We start from the raw sequence: 26552 nt of genomic DNA, 5'->3' as shown, positions 1-26552 counted from the left end.
AATTTTTAATATCATTTGTTAAAGAGGGGCTTGTCATGTCAGATCTATGGATCGAAGTAGATATGGATGCCATTATCCATAATTACCGACAAATCATGGCCGGGCTTTCTGCCGGATGTCGGCTCATGGCAGTCGTTAAGGCAGATGCCTACGGCCTCGGGGCTGCGGAAGTAGCAGGAGCTTTGCAGGGAGAAGGATGTACGGCCTTTGCTGTCACCACCATCTCTGAAGCGTTGCTGCTGCGAAACCAAGGTGTTGACGGTACAATCCTGGTGCTCGGCCCGTCGAGCCGGGAATACTGGCAGGCGGCAATCCAGGCCCATATTGAACTAACGGTATCACAGCTGGACTGGATACCGACACTGAACAAACTCGCCGAAACGTTGGGAACTAAAGCCGGGATTCAGCTGAAGCTGGAAACGGGTATGGGACGTACCGGTTTTACGGGCGATCAGCTGCAGGAATTAGCTGCAGCGTTGCGAGAAGCTCCTCAGCTGGAAATAACCGGGGTGTACACGCACTTTGCCCGGGGAGCTCAGCGTGATCGTGCCTATACCAGAGCGCAGAATGAAAAATATCTGGCTTATGTTCAAACGTTGGAACAAGCAGGCATTCGGATCCCGCTGAAGCACGTCTGCAACAGCGCTGCCTATTTGGATTTTCCGGAGTATCATTACAATATGGTCAGAGTCGGGACACTCCTGATTGGTCATTGTCCTGCGCCGGCATTCGAAGGCAGGCTGCGGTTAAAAGACCCTTGGCTGGCCAAAGCAAGAATTGTTCACCTGCAAAAGGCGGCAAAAGGTACCTTTGTCGGCTACCAGAGTGTTTACAAGGCTAAAAAAGACACGACTCTGGCAGTGGTGCCGGTAGGTTATGCCGATGGATTTGGGATTGAGCCCAGACTTGTGCCTCAAAACATTGTGGATCTCGCGAAAATAATTGTCAAAAATATGGCAGCTCTTATGGGCATTCAGCTGGGCCGGGAAAAACTGCTTTGCAACGGGCAAACCGTCAGGATTGCAGGGAAAATTGGGATGCAGCTTACGGTACTCGATGTCGGCAGCGCGTCTTGCTCAGCCGGTGACGAGATTGTGATTCCCTTACGAAGGACTCAGGCCAATCCCAGGATTCTGCGGATGTATAAAAAAAATGGAGAAATAATGAGAATAAGGATAATTAATGAAGGATTTTTGTCTCCCAGCGAAGAACAATTGTCAAATAAAAGGTAGTATGGCGATCTTTGTAAAATCATATTGCTTTTAGCGCGATGGATGTTTTTAAAATCTATTGACAACTGCAAATCTAGCTATAAAAAAGGGGGGCTTTGATGCTGAAGATGTTGATTGTGGATGACCAAAATGGGATCAGAAGACTTCTAACCGAAGTTTTTTTAGAATATGGTTATGAGATTGAATCGTGCGGCAGCGGAATAAAAGCGCTTGAGATTATTCCGGAATTTCAGCCGGATCTGATAATCATGGATGTTAAGATGCCTGGAATGAGTGGAATTGAGGTTCTAACCAAACTCAGGGAGACAAATTGTAAAAGCCGGGTCATCATGATGACAGCATATGGCGATCAGATTTTTTATAAACAGGCTGAGGAATTAGGAGTATCCGGCTTTGTTGTTAAACCTTTTGATTTAAATGAACTAAAAAAGCAGGTTGGAGAAATTATAAGTGCGGATCATGTTTCTGAGGATTGAAACGGTGGTTTAAAATAATGGCTTGAATGATCAACAGATTAACCGGCCAGACTTTAACGAAAGTCTGGCTTTTTGGCGGCCATGTAGGATCTAATTCCGCGGTGCCATGAATGGTAAGAAGCGGCAATTCTAATATTCTAAAAAATCTAAGGCAGGAATAATATTTTACTTGGAGAACTATAAGCTATACGGCATACGTAAGCCGATGTGATCCGCTGGCTTGTCCGCTGGCTTGAGACGGCCACGGAGCCTAATACCGTGATTTCATGGAGCGGAAAGACCCAATAGCTGACAGTGTGGGAGGTGAGCCTAAAGAATGATTATTCAGGCAGTCTCAACCATTGGGATGCTTTGTTCCCACTGCGGGAAACTTCAGCTTAAAACATTATCAGTGTTTTCTTTTGTTCACTTGGGAAAGAACAGTTTCATTTGTACGTGTGGTACTCCATTGTTGACGCTCATCAGTTTTGAGAGCAAGAAAATCGGCATAGAATATTCTTGTATTTACTGCGGGACGCCGCATCACTTGGTTACCAGAAGGGAGTTGATCTGGGGAGAACAACCTTTGCGTCTGGGATGCAGCGACAAGGAACTACCAGTAGGCTATATCGGGCCTGAATCACGTGTCATGGAATTGTGCACAGAAATTAAAAAGAACTTTGTTCGACTGGCTTCGGAGTTAACAAGCGATCAGGAAGATCTTGATGTAATGACAGATGATTTTTTTGTTGTCTATGGCGTTATAGAGATACTTGGCAGGCTGGTTGAACGGAAAAAGCTTGGCTGCAAATGCGGAAATCATAACCTAACTGTAGAAATATTACCTGAAAGTGTAGAATTGATTTGCGATTTATGCAAGGCAATGGGTATTATTTATACGGATAATAAAGACATTTTGCGCATACTAGAACAAATGGGAGCAATTACTTTAGAGGAAAACGAGATGCGGATCATCAACGATTCTCTGAAGGGGAATCATAGAAAGAATATCATTACGGAGGTCGAGTAGGTTTTTTACTATGGCCGGATATTATTGAAGGAGGAATTTGACCTATGCGTTTTTTTCTTGATTCAGCCAATACAGAAGAGATTACCCGGGCATGGGACATGGGAGTCATCGCCGGTGTTACGACGAATCCTTCTTTGGTAGCCAGAGAAAAAGAGGACTTTCATACCCTGATCCATAAAATTGCCGGGATTGTCGATGGCCCGATCAGTGCGGAAGTCATAGCGCTCGATTATGAGGGTATGCTCCAGGAAGCCCGGCAGCTCGCAGATATCCATCCAAATATTGTCGTCAAAATTCCAATGACGCTTGACGGTTTGAAAGCCGTCAAGACGCTGCGGGAAGAAGATATCCAGACGAACGTTACATTGGTGTTCAGTCCTGTTCAGGCACTGATGGCAGCAAGGGCGGGAGCCGCTTATGTCAGCCCTTTTTTAGGAAGACTTGACGATATTGGGGAGGTTGGCATGAATGTCCTGGCCGATATCTGCGAAATTTTTGAGGTCCATGATCTGGACTGCGGGGTGATTGCCGCCAGTATCCGTCATCCTGTTCACGTCCTTGAAGCGGCTAAGATCGGCGCGGATTTTGCGACAATACCTTTTGGCGTTTTGAGCAAATTATCCGAGCATCCCTTGACAAGTGCAGGAATTAATAAATTTTTGAATGACTGGAAGAAGTTAAGTTAAGAAGGGTGAAAAAGAGATGGAAAGAGAATTAACCATGGAATTTGCCCGGGTGACGGAAGCGGCAGCACTCGCTTCAGCGCGCTGGGTAGGAATGGGACAGAAGAATGAAGCCGATGATGCGGCAGTGGAAGCTATGAGATCTTTGTTTGATACCGTACACATGGATGGGACGGTCGTGATCGGCGAAGGAGAAATGGACGAAGCCCCGATGCTTTACATTGGGGAGAAACTTGGCACGGGCGAAAGGCCCGAGGTTGATGTTGCCGTTGATCCCCTCGAGGGAACAAATCTTGTTGCCAAAGGAATGCCGGGAGCCATAGCGGTTTTAGCTGTGACCAAAAGATACGGACTTCTGCATGCCCCGGATATGTATATGGATAAAATTGCTGTTGGTCCCAAGGCTGCAGGACGTATCCATCTGGATGCTCCGGTTGCCGAAAATCTCGAGAACATAGCCAAGGGACTCAATAAGAAAATTCAGGAACTTACGGTGGTTATTCTCGACAGGCCCCGCCACAGTGAGATCATCCGTCAGGTAAGAGAATGCGGCTCCAGAATACGCCTGATTACCGACGGTGATGTCGCTCCGGCTGTCGCCTGCGGGCTGGAAGGCAGCGGAGTTGATGTGATGATGGGGGTCGGTGGAGCTCCTGAGGGAGTGCTTGCCGCTGCTGCCCTGCGCTGTATGGGCGGGGAAATGCAGGGGAGACTTTGGCCGGAGAATGAAGAAGATGTTGAAAGAGCCCGGAAACTGGGTATAATGGATATCAATAAACTGCTGACACTCGATGATCTGGTCAATACGGATGACATCTTTTTTGCGGCAACCGGAATTACAGAAGGACCGCTGCTTAAAGGCGTGATATACAGCAGTGAGGGTGCCACGACGCACACTGTGGTGATGAGGGGCAAGACCGGTACGGTCCGTTTTATTGAAGCCAAACATTGTTTTGCCAAAAAGCCCAAATATGCAATTAAAGGTGCCTGCTAAAACGCTGCGAAAAGAAGCCTTCTGAATTGTTTTTTTCTTGACCGAAAGGCAAAGAATGTGCTAAAATATTTAGAGTTGACTGTATTTGATTGAGACGGATCTGATTGGGAAGGAAGGTGACGGGTCATGAAAGAGAAAATTCATCCGAAATATGAACAAACTACCATTAGCTGCGCTTGCGGCAATATTATAGAAACAGGTAGTACGAAGAAGGATATCAAGGTCGAAATTTGTTCCAAGTGTCATCCTTTTTACACTGGAGTTCAGCGATTTGTTGACGCTGGTGGACGAGTCGATCGTTTCAAAAAGAAATACGGTTTGCAATAACAACGGTCTGAAGCCGTTGCCTGTAAAAAACAAGGAGCAGAGCGTAAGCTCTGCTTTTCGGTTATTAGGCCTGGAGGTTTAAATTTATGGAAAAACCTGTTCAATATGGAGGGCAAGCGCTGATTGAAGGCGTAATGATGCGCGGGCCACGGGCGATTGCGATGGCTGTTCGTCTACCCAACGGAGAGATTGAAGTAACGACCCAAGATATTCATCCCTGGTCTCAGAAGCCAGTTCTTAAATTGCCGATCATTCGGGGTTTTGTTGCACTGCTTGAATCTTTGGTAATCGGAACCAAAGCTTTGATGTTTTCCGCCGACCGCGCTGTCGGCGAAGAAGAAGGAGAGGAGCTTGGCTTTTGGGCGATGGTGTTAACGATCGTTATTGCCTTTGCTGCCGGACTCCTGTTATTTGTCGGAATACCGACAGCTTCCGCTCATTTATTGACAGATATTTTTCCGGGTACCGTACTGCAAAATATTGTCGAAGGCCTCATTCGTCTTATTGTGTTATTTCTATATATCCTTCTGATATCCAGATTAAAGGATATTCAGAGGGTGTTTCAATACCATGGGGCAGAACATAAAGCAATATTTGCGCATGAAGCTGGCGTGGAACTGAATCCGGAGAACATCCGGAAATACTCCAGACTGCATCCCCGGTGCGGGACGAGCTTCTTGCTTATTGTTGTTGTCGTCAGTATCTTTGTTTTTGCCTTTTTGGGCGTGGATCCTCTGTGGTGGCGTATCGTTTCCCGAATCATCCTGATGCCGCTAGTAGCTGGAATTTCGTACGAGCTTTTGAAGCTGTCAGGGAGATTTTCCAAATCGATGTTTTTAAAGTGGATCATAGTTCCCGGCCTTCTGCTGCAGAAGCTTACGACCAGGGAACCGGACGACTCCCAACTTGAGGTTGCGATTGCTGCGCTTAACGGGGTACTCGCGACCGGACAGGAACTTTCATAGATAAAATTCATTTGGGAGAGGTTAAAACATGCTAAACAGGCTCGAAGAGATAGAAAAAAAATATGACGACTTGACAGAACTCCTGGCCAAGCCGGAGATCATCGCCAATCAGGCTGATTTTCAGAAATATGCCAGAAGCCAGTCGGCGCTTACAGATATAGTCGCAGTATTCCGAGAATATAAAGAAATAAACCGGCAGATTGAAGATCTGAAAGGCATGCTTGACGGGGAACGCGATCCTGAAATGAGAGAAATGGCCGAGGCCGAACAGGATGAATTAACAAAGAGCAAAAAAAAGCTGGAAGGGGATTTGAAAATCCTGCTCCTGCCGAAGGATCCGAATGATGAGAAAAACGTCATTATGGAGATTAGAGCCGGCGCTGGCGGAGATGAAGCGGCTTTGTTCGCAGGTGATTTATACAAGATGTATACAAAATATGCCGAAAGTCAGAACTGGAAGACCGAACCCTTAAGTGCCAGTTTCACGGATATTGGCGGCTTTAAAGAGATTATTTTTATGATCGAAGGACAGGGTGCTTATAGCAGACTGAAATATGAAAGCGGTGTTCACCGTGTTCAGCGAATTCCTGCGACCGAATCCGGCGGCAGGATTCATACGTCTACCGTGACGGTTGCCGTACTACCTGAGGCCGAGGAAGTCGATGTTGCGATTAACCCGAACGATATCAGGATCGATATTTTTTGTTCCAGCGGCCCTGGTGGTCAGTCTGTAAATACGACACAGTCGGCAGTCCGCATTACCCACTTGCCGACGGGGATCGTGGTCTCTTGCCAGGATGAAAAATCCCAGCACAAGAATAAGGATAAAGCCTTAAAAGTACTCAGAGCCAGGCTGTTGGAAAAAGCTCAGGAAGAAGCAGCCGGCGAGATTGCCCAGGAACGTAAAAGCCAGGTAGGGACAGGTGACCGCAGTGAGCGCATTCGAACGTACAACTATCCGCAGGGCAGGGTTTCCGATCATCGTATCGGCCTTACACTGCATAAACTGGATAGCATTTTGATGGGTGACATCGAAGAAATCATTACGGCATTGATTTCGGCAGATCATGCCGAAAGGCTCAAAGCTTCGGTCTAATGGACAAAGATGAAAGCAGGAGTTTACCGGGTATGACAGACAGACTTGATGCTCATCGGCCAATGGAGCTGCTTCGGCAAGGCACACAGTATTTAGGGCAGTGCGGGGTAGCTGACGCCCGGGTGGAGGCGGATCTTATTCTGGCCTTTGTGCTTAAAACGACGAGAGACAAACTATATGCCGAGCGTGACAGGGTAATCGCTTCCCCGGAAAAAGAGATCTATAATGATTTCCTGAAACGACGTGGTCAGAGGGAACCACTTGCTTATCTGCTTAAGACCCGTGAATTTATGGGTCTTGATTTCTTTGTGGACCCAAGCGTTCTGATCCCGAGGCCAGAAACGGAACTTCTAGTTGAGAAAGTCCTGAAATTGGGCAAGAATATAGGTAGAGAACGAGAAAATAAGGAAGTTTCTACAAAGGTTCTTGATCTTTGCACAGGCAGCGGGGCAATTGCCGTTGCTGTGGCCTATTATTGGAATCAGGCGTCCGTTGTCGCTGTTGATATGTCTTCTGAAGCGTTGACTGTCGCTAAAATCAATGCGGCCAAGATGAATGTGAATATTGACTTTCGTCTGGGAGATCTTTTTGCACCGGTACAGGGAGAAAAATTCAGCCTGATTGTTTCCAATCCTCCGTACATCTCAGAACAGGAAATTCTGGAGTGTCCGCCCGAAGTCAGGAAAGAGCCTGTCTTAGCCCTGCTGGCTGGGAAAGATGGCCTGGATTTTTACCGGAGGATTGCTATGAAAGCAACAGAATTCTTGAGCAATGGGGGAATAATTTTGGTGGAAATCGGGTATTCCCAGGGAACCCAGGTTCGGGAATTATTTAAGGCCGCCGGATATCAAACCGAATTATTTTCTGATTACGCTGGTCTGGATAGAATAGTGCTGGCCCGCAAGGAATAGTATTTCGTTAATAACCGGTTGGAAACCGCCGTTTGGATAGGGGCACGAAGGAGCTGTCATGGAGACAAAAAGAATTCGGCTGAGGTCGGACAGCATCATACAGGATAAAGAATTGCAGGAAGCAGCAGCTTTGCTCCGACAGGGTGAAGTCGTGGCATTTCCTACCGAGACCGTTTATGGGCTTGGCGCCAATGCGCTGGACAGCGAAGCCTGTGCCAAAATATATGCGGTAAAAGGACGACCTTCGGATAATCCGCTGATTGTTCATGTTGCTGCCTTGGACGAAGCACAGCAGCTTGTCCGTGTTTGGCCGCCGCAGGCTGAAGTCTGCGCGCGGAATTTCTGGCCAGGACCTTTAACGCTGGTACTGCCCAAGGGAGCGCATATTCCGGAAATCGTCAGCGGAGGACTGGACACGGTGGCGGTCAGAATGCCGAGTCACCCTGTTGCCCTGGCCCTGATTGAAGCAGCGGGTTGTCCGTTGGCCGCGCCGAGTGCGAATATATCGGGAAAGCCCAGTCCGACCAATGCGGAGCATGTTTGGCGGGATTTGAAAGGGAAGATTCCGTTGCTGATTGATGCCGGATCTTGTACAGTGGGTCTTGAATCGACTGTGCTCGATTTGACCGGGGAACTACCAACAATTTTGCGCCCGGGAGGAATTACGCTTGAACAGCTTCGGGCAGTGCTGGGGAAGGTCGAACTGGACCGCAGTGCTGATCACGGACAGCCGACCGTAGAGCCCAGGTCGCCTGGTATGAAATATAGACATTACGCACCGGAAGGTGAAATCATTTTATTCAGTGGTAGTACCTCTGAAAAAGCTGAAAAGATGACAAAATATCTGAGGAACAAAAACAACGCGGCAAGGACTGCAGTACTGTGTTTGGACGAAACGGTCGCCAGACTGACCGGAGATACGACCGGCAAGGCCGATATGATATTTGCACTTGGTTCCAGGAATAATCTTGATTCAGCTGCCAGCCGTCTGTTTGAAGGACTGAGACTGTGTGACGAGCAAAACATCGACACCATTCTGGCGGAGGAGATTGCAGAAGAAGGAATAGGGCTTGCTTTTATGAACCGTTTGAAGAAAGCAGCTGGCAAAAAAAATTTTGGTCCAGGGAGCAGGTATCCCAATCTGACCGAAACTAAGGAGGAAAACACTTGGAATTAATATGGATCATAGCGGTATCGATAGCACTAGGGATGGATGCCTTTTCCTTCTCGCTTGCTTTAGGAATGATTGGGATCGACAATAAAATAGCGCTGCGGTTGAGTGCTGTCGTGGCAGTATTTCATGTTTTCATGCCGCTTTTGGGTTTGTGGATTGGACAGAAACTTGGATTGCTATTTGGCAATGTTGCAGTTGGGATCGGAGCTGTCATTTTGCTCTGGCTTGGCAGTAAAATGATTCTGGGAGCCATTCGGGGATCGGGAGAAAAAAACATCCCGAGTTTAAAAGGATTCGGAATTTTCGTTTTGGCAGGAAGCGTCAGCCTTGACGCGCTGAGTGTCGGATTTTCTCTGGGTACGTTTGTCAGTATGATCCTGCCGGCAACCCTGATCATGGGTTTTACCGCAGGCATCATGACAGGAGGAGGCATTCTTCTTGGTCGAAGAATCGGCACCTGGGCCGGCAGCAAAGCGGAAGCCGTCGGTGGCGGCATCTTGTTTCTGATTGGCCTGAGAATGGCCTTCGGTCTTGTTTTCTAAGTTAATCGAATTTTAATTTACTAGTCCGGAAAAGAGGGTATAATGATATCTATGAAAATCTTGTTTGTTTGTACAGGAAATACATGCCGCAGTCCGATGGCAGAAGGTCTTGCCCGCTTATATTTTCCGGAAGGGTATGAGCTTTTTTCGGCCGGTATTCAGGCTTTGGATGGCGATCCCGTCAGTCCGTATGCAGGGGAAATTCTTCAGGAAAAGGGAATTGATGCCCGGCGGTATCGGGCGGTCAGGCTGCAAAAAGATACGCTCGCTACTGCTGATCTGATCCTGACAATGACCAAAGCTCAGAAAAAAGTATTGTTCGGTATTTATCCGGAATATCAGGATAAAATCATGCAACTCGGAGAATGGGCTGGTTTGGATAAAGAAATTTCCGACCCATGGCTGGGATCTCTGGAAACATACAGGTTCTGTGCGGAAGAAATTGAAGAAATGATCAAAGCCGGAGTACGGCGGTATCGAGGGAATAGTTAGCGCCTGTAAATGCTAGATTAAAAAAATGATGATAAAAACTACGGAGTTCAGGAGGCAGAAATGAAAATTGCATTGGGTGCAGATCATGCAGGATATCAGCTTAAGGAGTGCATCAAAGAATTTCTTGCGGAAAAAGGCCACGAGATTCTAGATTGCGGTACAGACAGCGACATTTCCGTTGATTATCCGGAGTATGGCTTCAATGTCGGGAAAGCAGTGATCGAAAATAAAGCGGATTCTGGAATCGTGGTCTGCGGCACCGGAATAGGGATTTCCATCGCAGCCAATAAAGTCAAGGGAATCCGGGCTGCCCTTTGTACCGACAGTTATATGGCCAAGATGGCGAGGCAGCATAATAACGCCAATATCTTAGCACTCGGAGCAAGAGTAATTGGTCAGGGCGTTGCGCTGGATATTGTCGAGACTTTTTTGACGACATCCTTCAGCGGGTGGAAACATGCCAGAAGAGTAGATATGATCAGCGATTTTGAACAGCGATCTTAATTTTTTAGGCTGAGGATACTGGCCCGAAAAATAAGAAAGGCGTGAGGGTACTATGACAGATAAGAAGGAAATGCTTCGGCAAATCAAAGATGAGTGGGAGCATATTCTTCAGGCATTCGAGGATACAGCTGGACTAACGCCTGGGCAGCTGCTGGTTGTCGGCTGCAGCACGAGTGAGATTATCGGGGAGAAGATTGGCAAAGCCGGTAGCAAAGAAGTGGCTGATATTCTGTTCGAACCACTTCGGAGATGGGCGGACAAGCTTGGGATTTTTCTGGCGATTCAATGCTGTGAGCATTTAAACCGGGTGCTTATCGTGGAAAGAAAGGCGGCGGACAGGCTGAATTTTGAACCCGTCGTGGTGATACCGTCGCTTTCAGCAGGCGGGGCAATGTCCCTGACTGCCTGGGGGAATTTTTCCGATCCCGTTGCTGTTGAACAGGTTAGGGCTGATGCCGGGATCGATATCGGAGACACGTTGATTGGTATGCATCTTCGTCCGGTCGCCGTTCCGCTAAGGATTGATGTCCGAAACCTCGGTGCGGCTCATCTTAACCTTGCCAAAACGCGGCCGAAATATGTCGGCGGCCCGAGAGCTTCTTATCCCTGCGACTGAGGCGGCCAGGACAGAGGCAGCATATGCTAAACAGAATAATTCTAAGGTTGACAAGATACCAGAAAAGGAAACGGTATCCTAGTTATTTATGATAGAGGTGGATATTAAGATGGATTACATTCGGAAATATTTAGCGTCCCAGGACCCTGATGCAGCAAAAGCCATAGAGCTGGAAGAAAACAGACAGGAAAATAAAATTGAACTCATTGCTTCGGAAAACTTTGTCAGCAGGGCAGTTATGGCTGCTCAGGGTTCGGTCCTGACAAACAAATACGCTGAAGGATATCCGGGAAAACGTTATTACGGCGGATGCGAGTATGTTGATATTGTTGAAAATCTGGCCAGGGAAAGGGTCAAGAAACTGTTTAATGCGGAACACGCTAATGTTCAGCCCCATTCAGGAGCACAGGCCAATACAGCAGTTTATTTTGCCATGCTGAATCCTGGGGACACGGTTCTGGGCATGAACTTGTCGCATGGAGGGCATCTTACGCACGGGAGTCAGGTCAACATCTCGGGAAAGTATTTCAATTTTATTGAATATGGCGTTGATAAGGAAACAGAACGGATCGATTACGACAATCTGCATAAACTGGCGCTTGCCCATAAACCAAAGATGATTGTCGGCGGAGCGAGTGCTTACCCTCGCCAGATCGATTTTAAACGGATCAGAGAAATCGCCGATGAAGTTGGTGCTTACGTGATGATTGATATGGCGCATATTGCAGGTCTGGTAGCAGTCGGTCTTCATCCGAGCCCCATTCCCTATGCGCATTTTGTAACCAGCACAACCCATAAGACCTTAAGGGGGCCAAGAGGCGGGCTTATTCTCTGCAAAGAGGAATTCGGGCCAAAGATCAATAAAGCGATATTCCCCGGAATTCAGGGCGGCCCGCTGATGCATGTGATCGCAGCCAAGGCCGTTGCTTTCGGTGAAGCTCTTCAGCCAGGATTTGTTGAATACCAGCAGCAGATTTTGCAAAATGCCCAGGCATTAGCCAAAGGATTTCTGGCAAGAGGATTCCGTTTGGTTTCAGGCGGTACGGACAACCATTTGCTGCTGCTAGATGTCAGACGCAAGGGGCTGACAGGCAAAGAAGCTGAAACACGGCTGGACAGTGTCGGCATTACCGTGAATAAAAATACGATCCCGTTTGATCCTCAGGGGGCCAATGTAACGAGCGGTATACGGATCGGTTCGCCTGCGGTCACGACCAGAGGGTTGAAGGAAGCCGAGATGGATCTGATCACTGAGGCGATTGACCTGACGCTGACTGCCGGCAGTGATGCTTCAAGAATTGCCCGGGCCGAAGCGATTGTCAAAGATATTTGCGGAAGATTTCCTTTGTATAAGTAACCTAACCTACGTTGCGGCTATTAATCAATGCTTAAACGAATCCGCCTATATTGTTCCAAGAGTCGGAGATGCTGGGGACAGACTGTTTGGAACAAAAGAATAAACAACAGAGAAGAAGCAGAAAATGAACAGAAAAAGATCCTAACAGATATAATGACAGCAGCGTCTGGCACGAGTATACTAAAAATAGAGAATTATCATAGCAGACAAAAATTCAATGTACTTTTTGGCAAAGGAAAGCGGAATGCGGGGAGTAGTGTGATGAAAAATCAAACCAGGCCAGCGTGGGACGAATATTTCCTTGATCTTGCCCAGCTGGTGGCCAGGCGGTCGACCTGCTTAAGGCGCAATTATGGCGCAGTGATTGTCAAAGACAATATTATTGTTAGCACAGGTTACAACGGCGCTGCCAGAGGGGAACCCAACTGCATTGACATCGGGGAATGTGTCAGGGAACGGTATAATGTTCCCAAAGGGGAAAGATATGAGTTGTGTATGGCGGTTCACGCTGAACAAAATGCGATTATTGCCGGTGATCCCGTAAAAATGCAGGGAGCCACAATCTACATATCCGGCTATGAATTTGATGGAGAAAAAGCATCGGGGGAACCCTGTCTGCTGTGCCGGAGAATGATTAAAAATGCGATGATCAAACGGGTTGCTTATCTTGATGAAAACGGTAAAAAAAAGAATATTCGCTTCGAAACAAGCGAGTAATAAACCATAGGATGATGGAGCTGTATGCGAATAGTTCACACAAACTATTTGCATCATTTTTTTACTCTCAGTTATTTACTCCATATTAGGTATCCCTGCCACGATTCCAGCATCAAGCGGAGCATGGCGACGGGCAGGAGGCGTGAAGGCGTTTAGATAGCCTTTACGGGGTTAAATAATCCTGGATGACATGGCAAGTTGACAAGGAACGCGGCTCACGACGGCCAAGGATGGCCTAGTGCCGTGGTGCCATGAGTAGCTTGGAGCATTCTGAAAAATAAGTAGAAATATCCCTAGTAATCAACAAAATAAGGACAATCATATATATAATTGTATATATTTGCGAAAAATGCCTTGGGCGTGTATAATATTTAAGATTAAAGGTCTTTGCGGTCAACGCCTTCAGGCATTGCCCAACAGTGGGGGAAATATTGTGGAATTGAAGCAAAGAAAATATAAGGTCATGACTGTATTTGGAACCAGACCTGAGGCTATTAAGATGGCACCTGTCGTAAAAGCATTAGAAAAGCGGGGCGACGTTGATAGCCTGGTTGTTGTTACTGCCCAGCATCGTGAGATGCTGGATCAGGTTGTTAAACTCTTTGATATTGTACCTGATTATGATCTTGATTTAATGAAGCATGGACAGACTCTTGCCACCCTTACCACTGGAGTGCTGACAGGAATGGATGAGATATTGATCAAGGAAAAACCGAATTTGATCTTGGTACAAGGGGATACTACAACTACTTTTGCATCAGCCCTAACAGCTTTTTATCATAAGATCCCGATCGGCCATATCGAGGCTGGTTTGCGAACTGGCCAGAAATATTCTCCCTGGCCGGAGGAAATCAATCGGAAACTTACCAGCGGTTTAGCAGACCTGCATTTTGCACCTACCGAAGTATCGAGAAGTAATCTGCTGCGCGAAGGGGTCGACCCGGAGAATATATTTGTTACAGGCAACACAGTAATCGATGCCTTATTAAGTACCGTTAAGCCGGAATATCAGTTTGCGGATATAGACTTAAACAGGATTTTAGAAGCAAATAAAGATAAACGAATGATCCTAATGACAACGCACCGCCGAGAGAATTGGGGAGAACCCATGCGGCAGATCTATCAGGCGCTGGAAACAGTCCTGCGGGAATTTCCGGATACCTATGTTATATTCCCGATGCATAAGAACCCTACGGTCAGGAAAGTAGTCACGGAGGTCTTAGGAGGCAATGAAAAGGTCCATTTAATTGAACCTTTGGATTACGAACCCTTTGTAAATCTAATGGCAAAGGCCTATTTGATCCTGTCAGACTCCGGGGGGATCCAAGAAGAGGCCCCTTCACTGGGCAAGCCCGTTCTGGTGGTCAGGGATACGACTGAACGGCCTGAAGCTGTCGATTCAGGAACCGTATTACTGGTTGGGACACAATACAATAAGGTCGTTGAAAGCATTCAGCAGCTATTAACCGACCAGGATGCTTATGGAAAAATGTCTCAAGCGACAAATCCATACGGAGACGGCAGATCAAGCGCAAGAATCACCCAAATTATTGTTGAAAAATTTTTTGATCATAAGATTTTCTGCATCTGATCACAAGAATTTCTTAATAAAACAAAAATAACCTCAAAAAATTGCAAAATGAAAACTGATGATTATGTGAATGAACGATCAATCCTGATTCTACGCGGCATTTGACGGCAAGTGCAGTTGGTATAAATCTTGCATTATATATTATGTTGTCAACGAAAAACCATGAGATTTGAGGGAGCCAGATGGCTGACAAATTTACGAGTGACGTTGTCAAGTATATGCTTTGGGGATCATCAAGTGCTTCTGCTCTTGTTGGCTTGGAAGTAGGAGGATATTTTTTAGGAAATTATTTGGATACTTGTTTTGGTACTGACCCTTTATTTAAGGCAGCTTTGATGATTTTAGGCATTTTGTTCAGTATACTATCTCTAATATTAATTTATTTAAAGTTAGGTAAAACAGATGGAAAATAGCAGATTTATTCAGATATTGACGGTTATTCTCTGCATCACTGTTTTAGTCGTGATATGGCGAGCAGACTTTTATCCCCTTGTCGGTTTATTGATCGGCTATTATACGGGCATAATTAATGTTAAGTGGCTACTTAGGGACGCTCGAAAAGCAATGGACAAAGATAAGAAAGCAGCCCTAAAAACATACTACAAAAGCTTAGTATTCAGGTTGGTAATCATTACGTTGGTATTTGCTGTTGTCGCAAAGTTCCAACCGGAATGGCTTTATTATGTAGCTATAGGAATGATGATTGGTATTGTTATCCCTATAATTGTAGCAAGACATCAACTAAGAAAAATGAAAGGTGGTGAAAATTAAATGCATGATACCGTACTATGGGTATTGGGAAATGGCACTGTGCATGCGAAGACTCTGATTATGACTTGGGTCACGATGATACTTCTTCTGGGTTTTGTCTTTCTTTGTAAGCGCAAACTGACAAGTGGGACGCCCGGAAAACTTCAAAATCTTTTGGAATGGATCATTGATTTTGTCAGGGGCCTTATCTCTGATAATATGAACTATAAAAAAGGATCGTCATTGCTCGGGTATCTTCTTTCCCTTATTTTGTTTGTATTTTTTGCGAACATGATTGGCTTGATTCCCAATATATTTGCACCCTTACTCGATCACGTACACTTTGCTAGAATCAATGAGATGTTTGGCGGAGCAATTTTCAGTGCGCGAACAACAACGTTTTCGTCGCCGACAGCAGATGTTAATACGACCTTTGCCTTATCGACAATAACGATTGTTTTAGTATTGGTCTATGGACTTAAATATAAAGGCGCGCACTATTTCAAACACTTTCTTGAACCCTATCCGCCTTTTGCGATCCTTCACATTATTGATTTTGTCGCCAAGCCTTTGACCTTAGCTTTCCGGCTATTCGGCAATATTTATGCCGGAGAAATCCTGATTGCAGTCATTCTCATGATCCCGGGTATATTTGCCTTCGGTGGAGTTATTCCGATGCCATTCTGGCTCATTTTCTGCGTATTTATCGCAGTCATCCAATCCTATGTTTTTACAATATTAACGGTGGCCTATGTTGGCCAAGCTATCGAAGAGTCTCACTAACAACGGTATTATTTCAGAGCTAAAAAGAAGCAATCTGAAATCAATAAATACAAAATGAATTTATTTATTTAAGGAGGAAATTTAATATGGATATCACTGCTGCTGCGTTGATAGGTACTGGTATTGCTGCCGCGGGTGCGGCCATTGGAGCTGCTATGGGTAATGGAAACGTTGTTGCCAGCACAATTGATGGGATTGCACGTCAACCTGAAGCCAGAGGAACTTTAATGAGCACCATGTTTATTGGTATTGCGCTGGTTGAGATTCTTCCCCTCTTGTCCATCATCATGGCGCTGTTAATGTTCTTTACGAAGTCCTGAGGTGTACTTCAGTAAAATGCAACAATTGAATGACGTTACTGTATTAATCTACTACTCAAAATAGAGAGGAGGGGGAATATCGCTTGAATCCCTTCGTAATAGGTTTTACCAATTCGATTGCCTCAGCGGCTCCTGCTGGTCCTACGACAAATAGCCCGTTACATTTTGACTACACATATTTTGTTCAGCTCCTTTCATTTTTGCTTTTAGTTTGGATCCTGAAAAAGTTTGCTTGGACACCCATTATGAATATGATGGAAAAACGCCGTCAGGGTATTGAAAATAACCTGGCCCAAGCCGAACAGGAAAGAAAAGAAGCTGAAAGAATCCGGCTGGAATACCAACAAGAAATGCGTCAAGCCCGTCAGCAAGCTCAGGAAATTATTGAGAAGGCTACCAAGAGCAGCGAACTGCGTGCGGAAGAAATTATCCTGGAAGCCCGTAAGGAAACCGAAAAAATCAAACAGTCGGCCCTGGCCGACATTGGACGGGAACGCGACAGGGCAATTGCCGATGTTAAAGCCCAGGTAGCCGATATGTCCATAGCCGTTGCTGAAAAAATTATTCGGCACAAACTGGATATCACGGGTCAGGAAGCTCTCATTGAACAATTTATTCAAGAGGTAGGGGATCGGCCATGTTAAACGGCGCTCTCGCACATCGCTATGCGCAGGCTCTTTTTGAATTAGCTGTTGAGATGTCTGTCCTCGATCAAATCGATAAAGAACTGCATGATTTGGCGGAAATTGTAGCCCAAAATAATGAGCTGAAAGTTTTGCTGAACCATCCCAATATTGAAGCAGAAACCAAAAAGAAGGTCCTGGCGAAGATACTTGATGACACTGTTTCTGACATGACCAGTCATTTTGTTTATCTGTTGATTGATCGCAGGAGACAGAATCTCCTCAGCCTGGTTCAGCGTGAATTTGCACGTCTGGCCAATGAAGCACGCAACTTAATCGAAGCAAAAGTTACCAGTGCCACAGCACTGACTCCGGCGCAAGAGGAAAAACTCAAAGAAATGATTGCCAGATCGACTGGCAAGAATGTTCGTTTACTTTCCGAAGTAAATCCGACATTGATCGGTGGAGCCAAACTTCAAGTGGGAGATCGTGTGATGGATGGCTCAATTACAACCGCATTGTCTAAAATACGTGATGAATTGAAAAAAACATCGTTAAAACCTCAGCAGGAAGTAGGGGTGAACTAAAAGAATGAATTTACGTCCCGAAGAAATTAGTTCTATTATTAAACAGCAAATCGAGCGTTATGAATCAGCCCTCGAAGTCGTTGATGTTGGTACCGTTATCCAGGTAGGTGATGGTATTGCGCGTGTTTATGGCTTGGAGAAGGCGATGTCCGGTGAGCTTCTGGAGTTCCCCGGCGGTATATATGGGATGGCCATGAACCTGGAAGAGGACAACATCGGCTGCGTTATCCTAGGACCTTATGCTGCGATTAAAGAAGGCGACCAGGTCAAGCGTACCGGCAGGATTGTGGAAGTACCGGTAGGAGAAAGCTTAATTGGCCGTGTTGTCAACGTTCTTGGACAACCTGTCGATGGCAAAGGGGAGATCGTTCCAGCCGGATACCGTCCGATCGAATCGGTTGCTCCCGGTGTTGTTGACAGAAAATCCGTGCATGAGCCGCTGCAAACCGGTCTGAAATCCATCGACTCCATGGTGCCGATCGGTCGCGGACAACGTGAGCTGATCATTGGTGACCGCCAGACAGGTAAAACCGCGCTGGCCGTGGACACCATCATCAATCAAAAAGGTCAGAATTGTATCTGTATTTATGTTGCAATCGGTCAGAAACAGTCGACCGTCGCAAGTGTTGTGAAGAAGCTGGAAGAGCAGGGCGCGATGGAATACTCGATCGTTGTTATGGCTACAGCCTCCGACCCGGCACCAATGCTTTATATTGCGCCATATTCCGGCTGCGCGATAGGAGAATACTTCCGCGATAACGGCCAGCATGTCCTGGTTGTTTATGATGACCTCTCCAAACAGGCTGTTGCTTATCGTGAACTATCGCTCTTGTTGAAACGTCCGCCCGGACGTGAAGCTTATCCCGGAGACGTTTTCTATCTGCATTCCCGTTTGCTGGAACGTGCGGCAAAGCTGTCCCCGGAAAAGGGAAGCGGGTCACTCACCGCGCTGCCGATTATTGAGACCCAGGCCGGTGACGTTTCCGCCTATATCCCGACCAACGTTATTTCCATTACCGACGGCCAGATCTTCCTGGAAGCAGACTTGTTCTTTTCCGGTTTCCGTCCGGCCATCAACGTCGGTATCTCGGTATCGCGTGTTGGCGGATCCGCTCAGATCAAAGCCATGAAGCAGGTAGCCGGTCAGCTTCGTCTGGACCTGGCAGCTTACCGTGAATTAGCTGCTTTTGCCCAGTTCGGATCCGATCTGGATAAAGCGACCCAGGCGCGTCTTAACCGCGGCCAAAAAACGATGGAAATCCTGAAACAGGGACAATATCAGCCGATGCCGGTCGAAGAGCAGGTTATCATTATTTTTGCGGCGACCAAAGGCTATATCGATGATGTCCCCATGGAAAGAATGAAAGAATTCGAACAGGAACTTCTCCGCTTCATGCGTACGACTAAGGTCCCTGAGAAAATTCGTACGGAGAAAGCTCTTTCCAACGAGCTCATGAAAGAAATCGGCGACGCGATCAATGAGTTCAAACAAGGCTTTTTAGTCTAGAAAGAGTAGGTGAATGAAGTGGCAGGAGTACGCGATATTCGCAGACGGATCCGTAGTGTAGCCAATATGCAGCAGATCACTAAAGCCATGAAGATGGTAGCTGCCGCGAAATTACGGAAGTCTCAGGAAAAAGTCATCGCTTCCCGCCCATATGCCAAACAGCTTCAGAGTGTTCTGGCCCGTCTCGTTCAGAACCAGGCGGAGGCAAGACATCCGCTTCTGGAAAAACGTCCGGTGAAGAAAGTGGGATATATCCTCGTAACGTCAGACCGCGGTCTGTGCGGAGGCTTTAATACCAACTTGAATCGTATGACCAGGAGTCTGCTTGATGAAAAGACGGACGTTCAAGCCGGTTTGGTAGCAGTAGGCCGGAAAGGCATTGATTTTTTTACCAGACGTAATGCTGAAATCATTACACAATTTACCGGATTGGGGGATAGCCCCAATTATGGCCACGCCAAAGGCATTGCTAAAGATGTCATTGGGTTATATACACGTGGAGAATTAGATGAGGTCTACCTCGTTTATTCCAAATTCATTTCGGTTTTGAGTCAGGAACCAACCGCTATCAAATTACTGCCGATTGAGCCATCCGCAGAAAAGGCCAGCGGTAGCTACATCTTCGAGCCTGAACCCCAGCAAATGTTGGATCGGTTACTCCCCAGCTATGTTGAAAGTCAGATTTTCAGCGCCCTCCTGGAAAGCAAGGCTAGTGAAATGGGGGCAAAAATGACGGCGATGGATTCAGCAACGGAAAATGCCAAAGAAATGATTGGCAAGTTGACTTTAATGATGAACAGAGCCCGTCAGGCAGCGATTACCAAGGAAATTTCTGAAATTGTAGGGGGAGCTGCGGCTCTGGAGTAGCTGCTTTTCGTACCTTATCAAAGGAGGTTGCAAACTTGTGTCAAAAATAGGTAAAGTAATTCAAGTCATGGGTCCGGTTGTTGACATCGAATTTGATCCCGATGCCCTGCCGGAAATTTATAGTGCGATTGTCATTCAAAACGAAGTAAAGAACTCCAAACTGACTTTGGAAGTTGCCCAGCATCTAGGCAACGACACCGTACGTTGTATTGCGATGTCGTCCACCGACGGTCTGACAAGGGGTGTAGAAGCCGTGAATACCGGTGCACCGATCACTGTCAGTGTCGGTACTGAAACATTGGGGAGAATGTTCAATGTCTTGGGAGAACCGATCGACAATCTGCCCAATGTGAATACGGAACTAAAATTCCCGATCCATCGCAAAGCACCACCGTTTGTCGATCAGGAAACCACAGACACCATGCTGGAAACAGGGATCAAAGTCGTCGATCTCTTAGCACCGTATGCCAAAGGTGGTAAGATTGGTCTGTTCGGCGGTGCCGGCGTAGGCAAGACCGTTCTGATCCAGGAGCTCATTAATAATATCGCAACCCAGCACGGCGGTATTTCCGTATTTGCCGGCGTTGGTGAACGTACCCGTGAAGGGAATGACCTCTGGAATGAAATGAAGGAATCCGGCGTTATTAACAAGATGACTATGGTGTTCGGTCAGATGAACGAACCCCCCGGTGCCCGCTTAAGAGTAGGACTGACCGGTCTTACCCAGGCTGAATTTTTCCGCGATGAACAGGGACAGGACGTGCTCCTCTTCATCGATAATATTTTCCGCTTTACCCAAGCCGGATCTGAAGTGTCCGCACTTTTGGGCCGCATGCCGTCGGCGGTAGGCTATCAGCCGACCCTGGCTACGGAAATGGGCAACCTGCAGGAACGCATCACTTCAACGAAGAAAGGTTCCATTACCTCCGTTCAGGCTATTTATGTGCCGGCGGATGACTTGACGGACCCCGCACCGGCTACGGCCTTTGCACATTTGGATGCCAAAACGGTTCTTTCCCGTTCGATTTCCGAAATGGGTATTTACCCGGCGGTGGACCCGCTGGATTCCAGTTCCCAGATCATGACCCCGGACATCGTTGGCCAGGAGCATTACGAAGTTGCCCGCGAAGTGCAGAAGATCCTGCAGCGTTATAAAGAGCTTCAGGATATTATTGCGATCCTTGGTATGGACGAGCTCAGCGAAGATGACAAACTTCTCGTTAACCGAGCCCGCCGCATTCAGATTTTCCTTTCCCAGCCGTTCAGTGTAGCCGAGGCCTTCACCGGCATGAAAGGCAAATACGTACCGGTCAAAGATACGATTCGGAGCTTTAAAGAAATCTGCGAAGGTAAGCACGATAGTCTGCCTGAAGAAGCGTTCCGGTATGTCGGAACGATCGAAGAGGCGGTTGAAAAAGCGAAACAGTTGGGAGCTGTATAACCATGGCTGGAACGTTTAACTTTGTTGTCGTGGCACCTGCCGGCGAAGTTCTGAATACGGAAGTCGAATTTGTCCTGGCACCTGGAGCGGAGGGAGAACTCGGCATCTTAGCCAACCACTCTCCACTCATTGCCAACCTGGTAATCGGGGTCGTTCGCTATACGCAAAACGGCAAAGTGGAGAAAATGGCAATTGGCGGCGGATTTTTGGAAGTTGCCCAGAACAAGGCAACGATCCTGGCCAACACCGCCGAGCTTGCGGAATCTATCGACGTCGCGAGAGCAGAGGCGGCCAAAGAGCGCGCTGAAAAACGCCTCGGTGAAAAACAGGCCGAGACGGACATGATCCGAGCGGAGGTTGCCTTGAAAAGAGCTGTCGCTAGGCTTAGAGCAATAGAAAAATAGCCTTAGGTTCAAAAGTAAAAAAGGATGCAGCGATCATATTGCTGCATCCTTTTCTTATCGTGCGCCACGCATGGCGATTAACTTGACGGTGAAAGTCCGTTATGGGGGTATGTAGCGACCAGCCATTAGCTTAAGGCAAGGGTGTCCACCGCGAGGTGGAATCTGAAGGAAGCCAGCGGCAAAGTTCCGCCCCGAGGAACACGAACAATATCAGGCGCAAAACGTGGGGTAAGACTGCGATACAAGTCAAAGCCCTAAAGCTACACGGACACGTCAGCGTAAATGTTGCGGGACATGGAATGAAAGTGAATCGTCTTACCGTGGGAGGCCTCACGGACGGGTGGAAACAGAGTAAGAAACCCGGTTGAAACAAGATTTGTCGTGAGGAGTCAGCTGAAGCTATAGTACAGAGGTGTTCTAGGCACCGACGGAAGGGCCGAATCAAAGGAGGTGTGGGTCAATGAAAGTTACTGAAAGTGGCAATTCAAAACACAGACAACTTCAAATTGAAGACTATCTGCAAAGGGTATCTGCGGAACAGAAAGAGTATGCAGAAGAGTGCGCGCCGCCCAAGATGACTGAACCCGATAGCACCAACACAGATGAGCAGAAAGAAGGATTACTCGAGCAAATTCTTAGCGCCGAAAATCTAAACCGAGCGTACAAGCAGGTGAAGAGAAATAAAGGCGCAGGTGGAATCGATGGCATGCAGGTGGATGAACTTCTACCCTTCCTAAGAGACCACAGGGATGAACTCATAGAATCCCTCTGGGACGGTAAGTACCGTCCACAACCCGTACGGAGGGTAGAAATACCCAAAGATAACGGAAAAACAAGAAAACTAGGAATACCTACCGTCGTTGACAGGCTAATCCAACAAGCGATTACGCAAGTCCTGAGTCCAATCTTCGAGAAGCAGTTTTCGAATAGCAGTTTTGGATTTCGACCAAATCGAAGCGCACATGATGCATTGAGAAAATGCCAAAAACAAATCACAGAGGGCTATAAATATGTCGTCGACATGGATTTGGAAAAGTATTTTGATACGGTCAACCAGAGCAAGTTGGTCCAAATTTTATCCGAAACGATAAAAGATGGACGGGTTATCTCGCTCATCCATAAATTCCTGAGAGCAGGAGTTTTAGTGGATGGACTGTTTGAAGAAAGTCCGGAGGGTGTACCGCAAGGGGGTTTATGCTAAGCTTTGCATAATCCACCTTATGCAAAGAAAGTAGTTATGCAAAGTAAAGTCGTGAAACACTGATGGAATCTGAAGTTATGTTAAATTTACTTTGCATAATGTCCAAAATGATAATGAGTAATTAACTCAAAATATCTTTTTGGAGGGATTCTTATGCATAACAAACCGTTACCAGTACTTCTAGAAGAACTTGAGCAGGAAATGAAGCGCCTCGGCTATACAGAAGCTACATTAAAGTTTTATCGCCGGCGTTGGCAGATGCTTATGGAATTTGCCAAGTCACGTGCTGAAGTATACTTCAGCGAGCAGCTTGGAATTGACTTCATTGAAAAATACTTCGACATTTGGAAAAAGGATTTTGAAAAAACTCTTTCTCAGCGCGATACTCAGGAGCTGCGTGTCATCCGGATAGTAGGCGACTTCCAGCTCCACCGCACTGTTTTAAGACGGTATTATAAACATCGAGAATTGCTTACCGATTCGTATTACATAGATATCAGCAACGATTTCAAAAAATACTGCGAACGCAAAGATTATTCCAAGGTGACGGTTGAACATTACGTGAAACAATCGCAGCGTTTCATGGATTATCTTATTTCTCAAGGAATCAGTCACTGCTATGATATTAGGCTCCCTGTTATCAACAGCTATATCCGAACACTAGCTGGGTATACCTATAAAACTGTGGAACAAATCATATGTTCCATACGTTCATTTTTAAGATATTTACAGGAGCAGGACATCCTGAAAACAGACTTGGCATCCAAGACACCAATGGTTCAGGCTCGTAAACAGACACGCATCCCATCTGTCTGGACGAAAGAAGAATTGGACTTACTGATAGGTGCCATTGACCGTGGAAATCCAAAGGGGAAACGGGACTATGCCATTATTCTTCTAGCTTGCGTGTTAGGTCTTAGGGTTAATGATATCAAAAACCTTACTTTTGGTTGTTTCCGCTGGGAAGAAAATAAACTGATATTCGCCCAGTCAAAAACAAGGGAAACAGTCAACCTACCAATTCCTTCTGAAGTGGGATGGGCTGTCATCGATTATCTGAAATATGGCAGGCCCAAAATTGATTCACCGATTGTATTTGTGAGACATTTGGCACCATTTCTGCCTTTTTCAGAAAGTGATCATCTGCATCAGTTAATTCGAGATTATATGCGGATTGCCCATCTGCCGACCTTGAAAAAGCACCGGGGTATGCATTCGCTTCGCCATACGGCGGCTTCAAGAATGCTTGAGCATGACACCCCTCTTGCTGTTATATCAGATATACTGGGTCATACCAACACGGACTCCACGGCTGTTTATTTGAAAGTGGATGTCAATAAACTGAAGGAATGCTGTTTAGGTACTCCGGAGGTGGATGTGTATGAGTAATTACCTGTTTAAAGGACCATTTGCAGAGCATATTGAAAACCATGTCTCCCTGAAGAAAGCAATCGGCTACAAATATGAGGCAGAAGCAAGGCATCTATTGCGGTTTTCTTCCTTTACTGAACAAAAATATCCTGAAGCAACAATGCTTACAAAGGAAATAGTGTTAGATTGGTGCTCAAAAAAATGTTATGAGGCACAGGCCAATCAGTGTACGAGGGCTTCGATCCTACGGCAACTTGCCATATATATGGACAGTGTGGAGATTGGCGCATACGTCCTACCGAAAGGCTATTACCCCACGGAAGAACAATATGTGCCTCATATCTATACGGAAAATGAACTGCAGCGTTTCTTCCATGAGACAGATCAATGCCACTATGTCAGTGAATGTCCATATCGCCACCTCATCATGCCAGTATTCTTTCGTATGGTTTATTCCTGTGGCCTTCGTTCCTCAGAAGCAAGACTCCTGAAAGTATCAGATGTGAATCTTGAAACAGGCATACTGTCCATTCATCATTCAAAGAAAGATAACAGCCGATTGGTTCCGATGTCAGACGAACTTACAGAACGATGCCGGAATTTTTCTGCGAATGTGCATATGTTCTTAAAAGAAACTGATTGGTTCTTCCCAGGATTAAATGGAAAACCAATGACTTTAGGGAACGTTTACCACAATTTCAGGCGTTTTTTATGGAGAGTTGGCATTTCTCACGGCGGGAGGGGAAAAGGACCGAGAGTCCAAGATTTTCGACATGCATACGCGTGTCACTGCCTAAAAAATTGGGTTATACAAGGAAAAGACCTTGCAGCATATCTTCCAGTACTGAAAACATATATGGGGCATGATTCTTTTGAGGAAACAGCGTATTACCTTAGGCTGACTGCTGATGTTTTTCCGGACATATCTATCAAATTGGAAGGATGTTATCCAGACATCATTCCAAGACTGGAAGGTAGTGCCGATGAAACCGACTGATTTTGCTACCTACCTTACAGAATTCCTTTCCATATATCTGCCCGGGCAGAAAAATGCAAGCAGAAATACAATAGCGTCCTACCGTGATACCTTTAAATTATTAATCCGGTATTGTCAGGAACAGAGGGACATCCCTGTCGAAAAGCTGAAGATGAGTATGCTGACAAATGGGCTGATTACTGATTTCTTGGAATGGATTGAAAAAAGTCGCAAGTGCAGCATTGCAACTCGGAATCAGAGGCTTGCAGCCATACATTCCTTTTACCGGTATGCACAGTACGAAGAACCGTCAGGAATACTTCATTTCCAAAAGGTAATAGCCATACCAATTAAGAAGACATCCAAACCATCGGTACCACATCTGACGCCTGAGGCAATGAAACTTTTATTATCACAGCCTGGCAAGATGACATCAAAAGGCAGACGAGATCTAACACTGTTAAGCGTCCTTTACGACTCCGGATGCAGGGTGCAGGAATTAGCCGACCTCAAGGTGCGTGATGTTGTACTCAATAATCCAGCAGTACTTATCCTTACAGGAAAAGGTAATAAGGTACGAAGGGTTCCACTGATGAAAAACACTATGACTTTGTTGGAGCATTATATTCAGGAGAATTCCCTTGATAAGCCCTGGAAAAGTGATTATCCTCTCTTTATTAATAAGCAGCACAACAAGCTCACAAAGGAAGGCATAGCTTACATTATTTCTCAGTACGTTAGTTTAGCAAGAAAGATATCCACGATTGTGCCGGAGAAAGTGATGCCCCATATGTTTCGACATTCGAAAAGCATGCACCTGCTGCAGGCCGGTGTCAACCTTATCTATATCCGAGACTTTCTTGGGCATGAGGATATCAAAACCACCGAAATTTATGCAAAGTGTGATTCTGAGTTGAAACGCAAGGCTATTGAGAATGCCTATCCAGATTTGGTAGATAGTAATCTTCCTGATTGGAATAAAGATGCTGCATTACTTGTCTGGCTTTCGAATCTCAAGTAGTCCAGATATTATGCA

Annotated in this window: 30 protein-coding genes and 2 pseudogenes; all 32 read left to right on the top strand. The window is 46.2% G+C overall.

Going from position 1 to position 26552, the window contains the following annotated elements:
- Window positions 1–35: 35 nt before the first annotated feature.
- The 32 genes and pseudogenes from alr (at window position 36) to DHBDCA_RS14090 (ending at window position 26537) form a co-directional block, all read left to right on the top strand.
- Window positions 36–1232, top strand: a complete 1197-nt coding sequence (gene alr / locus DHBDCA_RS14245) for an alanine racemase (protein ID WP_015044936.1) — start codon at window positions 36–38, stop codon at window positions 1230–1232.
- 98 nt (window positions 1233–1330) lie between these two features.
- On the top strand, window positions 1331–1708 hold the full coding sequence (locus DHBDCA_RS14240) for a response regulator (RefSeq protein ID WP_015044935.1): 378 nt from the start codon (window positions 1331–1333) through the stop codon (window positions 1706–1708).
- A 316-nt stretch (window positions 1709–2024) separates the two neighbouring features.
- Window positions 2025–2717, top strand: coding sequence for a hypothetical protein (locus tag DHBDCA_RS14235; protein WP_015044933.1), 693 nt, complete (start codon window positions 2025–2027; stop codon window positions 2715–2717).
- 44 nt (window positions 2718–2761) lie between these two features.
- Window positions 2762–3403 (top strand): fructose-6-phosphate aldolase, encoded by a 642-nt coding sequence (gene fsa / locus DHBDCA_RS14230; RefSeq protein WP_015044932.1) that lies wholly within the window; start codon window positions 2762–2764, stop codon window positions 3401–3403.
- 16 nt (window positions 3404–3419) lie between these two features.
- On the top strand, window positions 3420–4394 hold the full coding sequence (glpX, locus tag DHBDCA_RS14225; protein ID WP_015044931.1) for a class II fructose-bisphosphatase: 975 nt from the start codon (window positions 3420–3422) through the stop codon (window positions 4392–4394).
- Window positions 4395–4520: 126 nt separating this feature from the next.
- Entirely contained in the window at window positions 4521–4721 is a 201-nt protein-coding gene (gene rpmE, locus DHBDCA_RS14220; protein ID WP_019225004.1) for a 50S ribosomal protein L31, read from the top strand.
- An 86-nt stretch (window positions 4722–4807) separates the two neighbouring features.
- A complete protein-coding gene (locus tag DHBDCA_RS14215) occupies window positions 4808–5686 on the top strand; it encodes a DUF1385 domain-containing protein (RefSeq protein WP_015044929.1) in 879 nt (292 codons plus the stop codon).
- Window positions 5687–5714: 28 nt separating this feature from the next.
- Entirely contained in the window at window positions 5715–6782 is a 1068-nt protein-coding gene (prfA, locus tag DHBDCA_RS14210) for a peptide chain release factor 1 (RefSeq protein WP_015044928.1), read from the top strand.
- Between the two features lie 32 nt (window positions 6783–6814).
- A complete protein-coding gene (prmC, locus tag DHBDCA_RS14205; RefSeq protein WP_015044927.1) occupies window positions 6815–7693 on the top strand; it encodes a peptide chain release factor N(5)-glutamine methyltransferase in 879 nt (292 codons plus the stop codon).
- 58 nt (window positions 7694–7751) lie between these two features.
- A complete protein-coding gene (locus DHBDCA_RS14200; protein ID WP_015044926.1) occupies window positions 7752–8870 on the top strand; it encodes an L-threonylcarbamoyladenylate synthase in 1119 nt (372 codons plus the stop codon).
- Complete coding sequence (locus DHBDCA_RS14195; protein WP_015044925.1) at window positions 8861–9409, top strand: manganese efflux pump MntP; 549 nt, start codon at window positions 8861–8863, stop codon at window positions 9407–9409. Before DHBDCA_RS14200 ends, DHBDCA_RS14195 begins: the two co-directional genes overlap by 10 nt.
- A gap of 42 nt (window positions 9410–9451) precedes the next feature.
- Window positions 9452–9901 (top strand): low molecular weight protein arginine phosphatase, encoded by a 450-nt coding sequence (locus tag DHBDCA_RS14190; RefSeq protein WP_015044924.1) that lies wholly within the window; start codon window positions 9452–9454, stop codon window positions 9899–9901.
- Window positions 9902–9961: 60 nt separating this feature from the next.
- Window positions 9962–10405, top strand: a complete 444-nt coding sequence (rpiB, locus tag DHBDCA_RS14185; RefSeq protein WP_015044923.1) for a ribose 5-phosphate isomerase B — start codon at window positions 9962–9964, stop codon at window positions 10403–10405.
- Between the two features lie 52 nt (window positions 10406–10457).
- Window positions 10458–11021 carry a TIGR01440 family protein gene (locus tag DHBDCA_RS14180; RefSeq protein ID WP_015044922.1) on the top strand — a complete coding sequence of 188 codons (564 nt, stop codon included), beginning with the start codon at window positions 10458–10460 and terminating at the stop codon, window positions 11019–11021.
- Window positions 11022–11130: 109 nt separating this feature from the next.
- The gene (gene glyA / locus DHBDCA_RS14175; RefSeq protein ID WP_015044920.1) at window positions 11131–12378 is read left to right on the top strand and encodes a serine hydroxymethyltransferase; all 1248 of its coding nucleotides are present in this window, start codon (window positions 11131–11133) and stop codon (window positions 12376–12378) included.
- A 7-nt stretch (window positions 12379–12385) separates the two neighbouring features.
- Window positions 12386–12481, top strand: a pseudogene (locus DHBDCA_RS15315) (uracil phosphoribosyltransferase); the annotation flags it as partial.
- A gap of 158 nt (window positions 12482–12639) precedes the next feature.
- Window positions 12640–13095, top strand: a complete 456-nt coding sequence (locus tag DHBDCA_RS14170; RefSeq protein WP_015044919.1) for a deoxycytidylate deaminase — start codon at window positions 12640–12642, stop codon at window positions 13093–13095.
- A 433-nt stretch (window positions 13096–13528) separates the two neighbouring features.
- On the top strand, window positions 13529–14686 hold the full coding sequence (gene wecB, locus DHBDCA_RS14165; protein WP_015044918.1) for a non-hydrolyzing UDP-N-acetylglucosamine 2-epimerase: 1158 nt from the start codon (window positions 13529–13531) through the stop codon (window positions 14684–14686).
- Between the two features lie 182 nt (window positions 14687–14868).
- Window positions 14869–15099: an AtpZ/AtpI family protein gene (locus DHBDCA_RS14160; protein WP_015045411.1), complete on the top strand. Its 231-nt coding sequence runs from the start codon at window positions 14869–14871 to the stop codon at window positions 15097–15099.
- Window positions 15089–15457 carry an ATP synthase subunit I gene (locus DHBDCA_RS14155; RefSeq protein ID WP_041225842.1) on the top strand — a complete coding sequence of 123 codons (369 nt, stop codon included), beginning with the start codon at window positions 15089–15091 and terminating at the stop codon, window positions 15455–15457. Before DHBDCA_RS14160 ends, DHBDCA_RS14155 begins: the two co-directional genes overlap by 11 nt.
- The gene (atpB, locus tag DHBDCA_RS14150; protein WP_015044916.1) at window positions 15458–16219 is read left to right on the top strand and encodes a F0F1 ATP synthase subunit A; all 762 of its coding nucleotides are present in this window, start codon (window positions 15458–15460) and stop codon (window positions 16217–16219) included. It abuts the gene before it with no gap.
- A gap of 86 nt (window positions 16220–16305) precedes the next feature.
- The gene (atpE, locus tag DHBDCA_RS14145) at window positions 16306–16539 is read left to right on the top strand and encodes a F0F1 ATP synthase subunit C (RefSeq protein ID WP_015044915.1); all 234 of its coding nucleotides are present in this window, start codon (window positions 16306–16308) and stop codon (window positions 16537–16539) included.
- Window positions 16540–16622: 83 nt separating this feature from the next.
- A complete protein-coding gene (gene atpF / locus DHBDCA_RS14140) occupies window positions 16623–17183 on the top strand; it encodes a F0F1 ATP synthase subunit B (protein ID WP_015044914.1) in 561 nt (186 codons plus the stop codon).
- A complete protein-coding gene (locus DHBDCA_RS14135; protein ID WP_015044913.1) occupies window positions 17177–17749 on the top strand; it encodes a F0F1 ATP synthase subunit delta in 573 nt (190 codons plus the stop codon). The genes atpF and DHBDCA_RS14135 overlap by 7 nt, the downstream gene beginning before the upstream one ends.
- A gap of 4 nt (window positions 17750–17753) precedes the next feature.
- Window positions 17754–19256, top strand: coding sequence for a F0F1 ATP synthase subunit alpha (atpA, locus tag DHBDCA_RS14130; protein ID WP_015044912.1), 1503 nt, complete (start codon window positions 17754–17756; stop codon window positions 19254–19256).
- Window positions 19257–19274: 18 nt separating this feature from the next.
- Window positions 19275–20123 carry an ATP synthase F1 subunit gamma gene (gene atpG, locus DHBDCA_RS14125; protein WP_015044911.1) on the top strand — a complete coding sequence of 283 codons (849 nt, stop codon included), beginning with the start codon at window positions 19275–19277 and terminating at the stop codon, window positions 20121–20123.
- Window positions 20124–20160: 37 nt separating this feature from the next.
- A complete protein-coding gene (atpD, locus tag DHBDCA_RS14120) occupies window positions 20161–21564 on the top strand; it encodes a F0F1 ATP synthase subunit beta (protein WP_015044910.1) in 1404 nt (467 codons plus the stop codon).
- A gap of 2 nt (window positions 21565–21566) precedes the next feature.
- A complete protein-coding gene (locus DHBDCA_RS14115) occupies window positions 21567–21968 on the top strand; it encodes a F0F1 ATP synthase subunit epsilon (RefSeq protein ID WP_015044909.1) in 402 nt (133 codons plus the stop codon).
- 460 nt (window positions 21969–22428) lie between these two features.
- Window positions 22429–23160: pseudogene (locus DHBDCA_RS14105) on the top strand (reverse transcriptase domain-containing protein); the annotation flags it as partial.
- Window positions 23161–23322: 162 nt separating this feature from the next.
- Window positions 23323–24558 (top strand): site-specific integrase, encoded by a 1236-nt coding sequence (locus DHBDCA_RS14100; RefSeq protein WP_015043253.1) that lies wholly within the window; start codon window positions 23323–23325, stop codon window positions 24556–24558.
- Window positions 24551–25537 carry a tyrosine-type recombinase/integrase gene (locus DHBDCA_RS14095; RefSeq protein WP_015044907.1) on the top strand — a complete coding sequence of 329 codons (987 nt, stop codon included), beginning with the start codon at window positions 24551–24553 and terminating at the stop codon, window positions 25535–25537. The genes DHBDCA_RS14100 and DHBDCA_RS14095 overlap by 8 nt, the downstream gene beginning before the upstream one ends.
- On the top strand, window positions 25524–26537 hold the full coding sequence (locus DHBDCA_RS14090; RefSeq protein WP_015043255.1) for a site-specific integrase: 1014 nt from the start codon (window positions 25524–25526) through the stop codon (window positions 26535–26537). Before DHBDCA_RS14095 ends, DHBDCA_RS14090 begins: the two co-directional genes overlap by 14 nt.
- Window positions 26538–26552 lie beyond the last annotated feature (15 nt).

This window comes from Dehalobacter sp. DCA, assembly GCF_000305775.1.
GTDB classification, from domain to species: domain Bacteria; phylum Bacillota; class Desulfitobacteriia; order Desulfitobacteriales; family Syntrophobotulaceae; genus Dehalobacter; species Dehalobacter alkaniphilus.
This window is presented reverse-complemented; position numbering and strand designations above follow the sequence as displayed.

Coding starts and splice junctions, on each gene's coding strand:
- prfA (WP_015044928.1), top strand. CDS start 5,715: ATGCTAAACAGGCTCGAAGAGATAGAAAAAAAATATGACGACTTGACA.
- DHBDCA_RS14100 (WP_015043253.1), top strand. CDS start 23,323: ATGCATAACAAACCGTTACCAGTACTTCTAGAAGAACTTGAGCAGGAA.
- DHBDCA_RS14135 (WP_015044913.1), top strand. CDS start 17,177: ATGTTAAACGGCGCTCTCGCACATCGCTATGCGCAGGCTCTTTTTGAA.
- glpX (WP_015044931.1), top strand. CDS start 3,420: ATGGAAAGAGAATTAACCATGGAATTTGCCCGGGTGACGGAAGCGGCA.
- DHBDCA_RS14160 (WP_015045411.1), top strand. CDS start 14,869: ATGGCTGACAAATTTACGAGTGACGTTGTCAAGTATATGCTTTGGGGA.
- DHBDCA_RS14115 (WP_015044909.1), top strand. CDS start 21,567: ATGGCTGGAACGTTTAACTTTGTTGTCGTGGCACCTGCCGGCGAAGTT.
- atpE (WP_015044915.1), top strand. CDS start 16,306: ATGGATATCACTGCTGCTGCGTTGATAGGTACTGGTATTGCTGCCGCG.
- alr (WP_015044936.1), top strand. CDS start 36: ATGTCAGATCTATGGATCGAAGTAGATATGGATGCCATTATCCATAAT.
- DHBDCA_RS14180 (WP_015044922.1), top strand. CDS start 10,458: ATGACAGATAAGAAGGAAATGCTTCGGCAAATCAAAGATGAGTGGGAG.
- fsa (WP_015044932.1), top strand. CDS start 2,762: ATGCGTTTTTTTCTTGATTCAGCCAATACAGAAGAGATTACCCGGGCA.
- DHBDCA_RS14240 (WP_015044935.1), top strand. CDS start 1,331: ATGCTGAAGATGTTGATTGTGGATGACCAAAATGGGATCAGAAGACTT.
- DHBDCA_RS14190 (WP_015044924.1), top strand. CDS start 9,452: ATGATATCTATGAAAATCTTGTTTGTTTGTACAGGAAATACATGCCGC.
- glyA (WP_015044920.1), top strand. CDS start 11,131: ATGGATTACATTCGGAAATATTTAGCGTCCCAGGACCCTGATGCAGCA.
- DHBDCA_RS14155 (WP_041225842.1), top strand. CDS start 15,089: ATGGAAAATAGCAGATTTATTCAGATATTGACGGTTATTCTCTGCATC.
- DHBDCA_RS14200 (WP_015044926.1), top strand. CDS start 7,752: ATGGAGACAAAAAGAATTCGGCTGAGGTCGGACAGCATCATACAGGAT.
- rpmE (WP_019225004.1), top strand. CDS start 4,521: ATGAAAGAGAAAATTCATCCGAAATATGAACAAACTACCATTAGCTGC.
- DHBDCA_RS14170 (WP_015044919.1), top strand. CDS start 12,640: ATGAAAAATCAAACCAGGCCAGCGTGGGACGAATATTTCCTTGATCTT.
- DHBDCA_RS14215 (WP_015044929.1), top strand. CDS start 4,808: ATGGAAAAACCTGTTCAATATGGAGGGCAAGCGCTGATTGAAGGCGTA.
- atpA (WP_015044912.1), top strand. CDS start 17,754: ATGAATTTACGTCCCGAAGAAATTAGTTCTATTATTAAACAGCAAATC.
- DHBDCA_RS14090 (WP_015043255.1), top strand. CDS start 25,524: ATGAAACCGACTGATTTTGCTACCTACCTTACAGAATTCCTTTCCATA.
- atpB (WP_015044916.1), top strand. CDS start 15,458: ATGCATGATACCGTACTATGGGTATTGGGAAATGGCACTGTGCATGCG.
- prmC (WP_015044927.1), top strand. CDS start 6,815: ATGACAGACAGACTTGATGCTCATCGGCCAATGGAGCTGCTTCGGCAA.
- rpiB (WP_015044923.1), top strand. CDS start 9,962: ATGAAAATTGCATTGGGTGCAGATCATGCAGGATATCAGCTTAAGGAG.
- DHBDCA_RS14235 (WP_015044933.1), top strand. CDS start 2,025: ATGATTATTCAGGCAGTCTCAACCATTGGGATGCTTTGTTCCCACTGC.
- DHBDCA_RS14095 (WP_015044907.1), top strand. CDS start 24,551: ATGAGTAATTACCTGTTTAAAGGACCATTTGCAGAGCATATTGAAAAC.